Genomic DNA, 4,135 nt, shown 5'->3' with positions numbered 1-4,135 from the left:
GCGCAAACCTGTCCGGTCAGATCAATTTCGATGGCAGAATTGATCGCCACCATTTTGTCGTTTTGGGCGATCACAAAAGGATCGTTGACATATTCTGTACGTCGCATTTCAATGAGGGGGTTATCGTCTACCCAATCATAAAGTCGTTTTGTGCCAATTACAAATCCAGCCAGGATCTTGCCCTGGTGAAGTGTTTTTTCGGCATTTGTTAATACTCCGGCTTCAACGAGATCAATCACGCCATCAGAAAAAAGCTCGGTATGCACGCCCAGATCTTTTTTATTATATAAATGTTTCAGCACCGCGTCCGGGACTGCGCCAATCCCCATCTGCATCGTCGCTCCATCGGGAATTAGCTCAGCGATATGGGAAGCCATTTTTTCGACCACAGGCGATGGTTTTCCACTGCCCATTGCCATTTCAGAGATCGGGTAGTTGACAGGATGGATATAATTCAGACGCCCAACATGGATGAAGGCATCACCTAACGTGCGCGGCATCTGTTCATTAACTTCAGCGATGATGATCTTGGCAGATTCAGATGCAGTTTTGGTCAACCCCACTTCAACTCCAAGACTGCAAAAACCGTGGTCGTCAGGGAGGGAAACGTGAATAATCGCCACATCAAGAGGTAAATGCCCATTTTTAAAAAGTAGCGGAAATTCAGAAAGTAATACCGGAGTGAAATCTGCCCGACCGCTATGAACTGCTTCACGTATATTGCCACTGATAAACATGGTATTTACACGCAAATGACCCTCCATTTCAGGAAGGACATAATCCGATCCGCCGACCGTGAGAGCCTGGCAGATTTCCACATCCTGGACGTTGGGGGCATTCTCAACAAGAGCGTCAAGTAATTTATGGGGTACAGATACATTTCCTGTCAGAAAAACGCGATCTCCAGATTTTATAACCTGGACAGCCTCTTTGGCGCTGACAATTCGATCTTTATATAAATTTTTCCAGTCCATAACTAATTACCGTTGAATTGTCGGGAGAGATGTAGTAAATCACCCGCATGTGTGTTGATTGACAGCTTTATTGCTGGATTATTATCCATAGCGCCCTGAATGCCGCGATTTGCCAATTCAAGAATATAGGGTACCGATGCGTTGACAAAGGCATGTGTGGCCGTTCGTGCAACTACGCTGGAAATATTGGGAACGCAATAATGGGTGACATTTTCCTCGATAAATACCGGGTCTGCATGTGTTGTCGGGCGGGATGTCTCCACACAACCACCCATGTCAATGCTCAGATCAAGAATTACCGAGCCTGGCTTCATCGCCCGAACCATTTCTCGTGAGACCAGGATTGGGCAGCGCTGACCAGGCTCGTAGACGGCCCCAATCACAACATCGGCAAAGCCTGTTACTTTTCTGATATTCTTCGGGGTTGACATCATTGTTGTCACGCCACGGAAGTATTCGGCAGCACGCTGCAGGGCGTCCATATCATTATCGATGATGGTGACATGCGCGCCCAAACCGCGGAATGCCCGTGCTGCATGCATCCCTGCAACCCCACCACCCAGGATGACGACTTCAGCAGGCGGTACGCCAGGAATCAATCCCAATAAAATGCCGCGCCCACCCCATTTATTTTGCAGTAATCGCGCGGAAGTTTGCGCTGCCATTGCCCCGCCGATCTGGCTTAGCGGACGCAACACAGGCAAAAGCTCATCTTCCTCCTCAATTTGCTCGTAGGCGATAGCTGTGATCTTCTTTTTAAGCAGTAAATCAAGCTTGTCCTTTCTCGCCGAGGCTAGATGAAGAAAGCCGGCAATTGCTGATCCCGGTTGCAGCCATTCCAGCTCAGATTTTATGGGGCGTGCAAGCTTCAACAGTAGATCTGCACGACCAAAAACTTCCTCGGGAGAGAATACGATACTGGCCCCGGCCTGTTCGTAATCCTGGTCGCCAAATCCGGCTCCTTTGCCTGCGTCATGTTCTACAAAGCAGGTATGTCCATCCTGGCACAGTAACTGAATACCTGCCGGGGATAGACCTACCCGGTATTCATTTGGGCGTTGTTCTTTTGGGATTCCTATATTCATATGAGAACCTCTTTTGCTATTTTAATCAATCTGAATTTCAATAATACTCTCAAACCATATTTAATACTTCACGAATAGGCGGCAAAATGCCATCAATCGTCTCTTTATCAATCACTAAAGGGGGAGCAAAACGAATGACGTGCTGATGTGTTTCCTTCACCAGAATTCCCCGATCTTGCAGTGCTTCGCAAAAACGGCGGGCGCCCTTTGCCTCGGGTTTCAATTCCACGCCGATCAGCAAACCTTTGCCACGCACATCTTTGACATGTGGACTTGGAATTTCGGCCAATTGCTCCATAAAATAGGTTCCCAACTCATCAGCACGTTCGGCAAGTTTTTCATTAACCATAACCTGAAGGGCTGCTCGTGCGACTGCCGCACCGAGGGGATTTCCGCCGAAGGTTGAACCATGTTCGCCGGGTGAAAATAGGCCCAATAAATCTTTGTCAGCTAATACTGCTGAAACGGGATAAAATCCACCAGCCAATGCTTTGCCGATGATGGCCATATCAGGGCGAACGTTTTCATAATCGCAGGCAAAGAGTCTTCCCGTGCGTCCCAGCCCGGTTTGGATCTCATCCGCAATAAAGAGCACATTATTCTTCCTGCATATTTTAGCCACTTTTTGTAGATATCCATCGGGCGGAATGATCACGCCGGCCTCACCCTGAATTGGCTCTATCATCACGGCGGCAGTATTTGGTGTGATTGCATCCGCAATTGCATCAGCATCGCCGTAAGCAACAGATATGAATCCTGGCGTGAAGGGTCCAAAATCACCTTTATAGAATTCCTCAGAGGAAAAGCTTACAATCGAGATCGTTCGCCCGTGGAAATTGCCATCAACAACAATGATCTCGGCATCGTGGCGTTTGACGCCTTTGACGCGATAGGCCCACTTGCGTGCCAGCTTGATCGCAGTTTCAACCGCTTCGGCTCCGCTATTCATGGGTAGCGACATTTCATAGCCTGTGATCTCAGACAATTCCTTATAAAGCAGTGGGAGCTGATTATTACGAAAGGCGCGCGAAGTTAAAGTGACTTTGCTGGCCTGTTCGATTAAAGCCTTTAAAATTTTGGGGTGAACATGTCCCTGATTTACCGCTGAGTAGGCACTCAGGCAATCCAGATAGCGTTTTCCGTCTACATCATAGACCCAAACCCCTTCCCCCCGCTCGATGACCACATCCAATGGATGATAATTATGTGCCCCAAATTTTTCTTCGAGCGCTACAAAATCTTGTGTATTCAATATTCACCTCTTGAATTTGACGCCCCGAGCGCTGCGCAGTCGAGAGGCAAGGATAATTATGACACAGAGTGGTTATTCAATTCCACTCTGTGTCATTTGGAAGCTATGCTAAGCCCAACAAGCGAGCAACAATGGCCTTTTGTGCGTGCAACCGATTATGTGCCTGAGGGAAGATGAGCGAATGTGGGCCATCTGCAACTGCATCCGTTAATTCTTCGCCGCGGTGAGCGGGCAAACAATGCAGGACAATGACATCCTTTTCCGCTTCTGCGACCAAGTTGGCATTGACTTGATAGGGTGGAAAAACCTGAAGACGTTTTTCCGTTTCTTCCTCCTGCCCCATACTTGTCCACGTATCTGTATAGATCGCCTGCGCCCCCCGCACCGCCTCATGCGGATCATTCGTCAGCGTAATCGATGATCCAGATTCGGCGGCAAGTTGACGTCCAAGAGTGATCGCTTCGGTGGGCATATCATAACCCTTGGGGTTGGCAATCGTAAAATTCGCTCCCAGTCGCGCGCAGATATGCATCAACGAGGCCGCAACGTTATTCCCATCCCCAACATAGGTCACATTTAATCCTTTCAGGGAGCCGAATTTTTCCTGAATAGTGAGTGCGTCTGCCATCGCCTGGCAGGGATGACTAAAATCACTCAGGCCATTGATGACCGGTACGGAGGCCCATTTGCCCAATTCAAGAACGTGCTCATGGGCAAAAACGCGCGCCATAATGATGTGAACATAGCCAGAAAGAACACGGGCTACATCGGAAACAGATTCTCGTTTGCCAAGCCCGATTTCGGCCGGAGAAAGGTAGAGGGCG

Annotated in this window: 4 protein-coding genes; all 4 read right to left on the bottom strand. The window is 48.7% G+C overall.

Annotated elements, in window-relative coordinates:
• Window positions 1–974: acetyl-CoA hydrolase/transferase family protein (locus AC3DOM_RS16215; RefSeq protein WP_487920082.1), on the bottom strand; the 974-nt coding region annotated here is incomplete at its 3' end.
• Window positions 975–976: 2 nt separating this feature from the next.
• Window positions 977–2,059, bottom strand: a complete 1,083-nt coding sequence (locus AC3DOM_RS16210) for an alanine dehydrogenase (RefSeq protein ID WP_487920081.1) — start codon at window positions 2,057–2,059, stop codon at window positions 977–979.
• A gap of 49 nt (window positions 2,060–2,108) precedes the next feature.
• Window positions 2,109–3,311 carry an ornithine--oxo-acid transaminase gene (gene rocD, locus AC3DOM_RS16205; protein WP_487920080.1) on the bottom strand — a complete coding sequence of 401 codons (1,203 nt, stop codon included), beginning with the start codon at window positions 3,309–3,311 and terminating at the stop codon, window positions 2,109–2,111.
• A gap of 103 nt (window positions 3,312–3,414) precedes the next feature.
• Window positions 3,415–4,135: ornithine carbamoyltransferase (argF, locus tag AC3DOM_RS16200; RefSeq protein ID WP_487920079.1), on the bottom strand; the 721-nt coding region annotated here is incomplete at its 5' end.

This window comes from Candidatus Desulfolinea nitratireducens (assembly GCF_982879505.1).
The sequence above is the reverse complement of the archived record's forward strand: the minus strand, read 5'-3'. Positions and strand labels throughout refer to the sequence as shown.

Coding starts and splice junctions, on each gene's coding strand:
- AC3DOM_RS16210 (WP_487920081.1), bottom strand. CDS start 2,059: ATGAATATAGGAATCCCAAAAGAACAACGCCCAAATGAATACCGGGTA.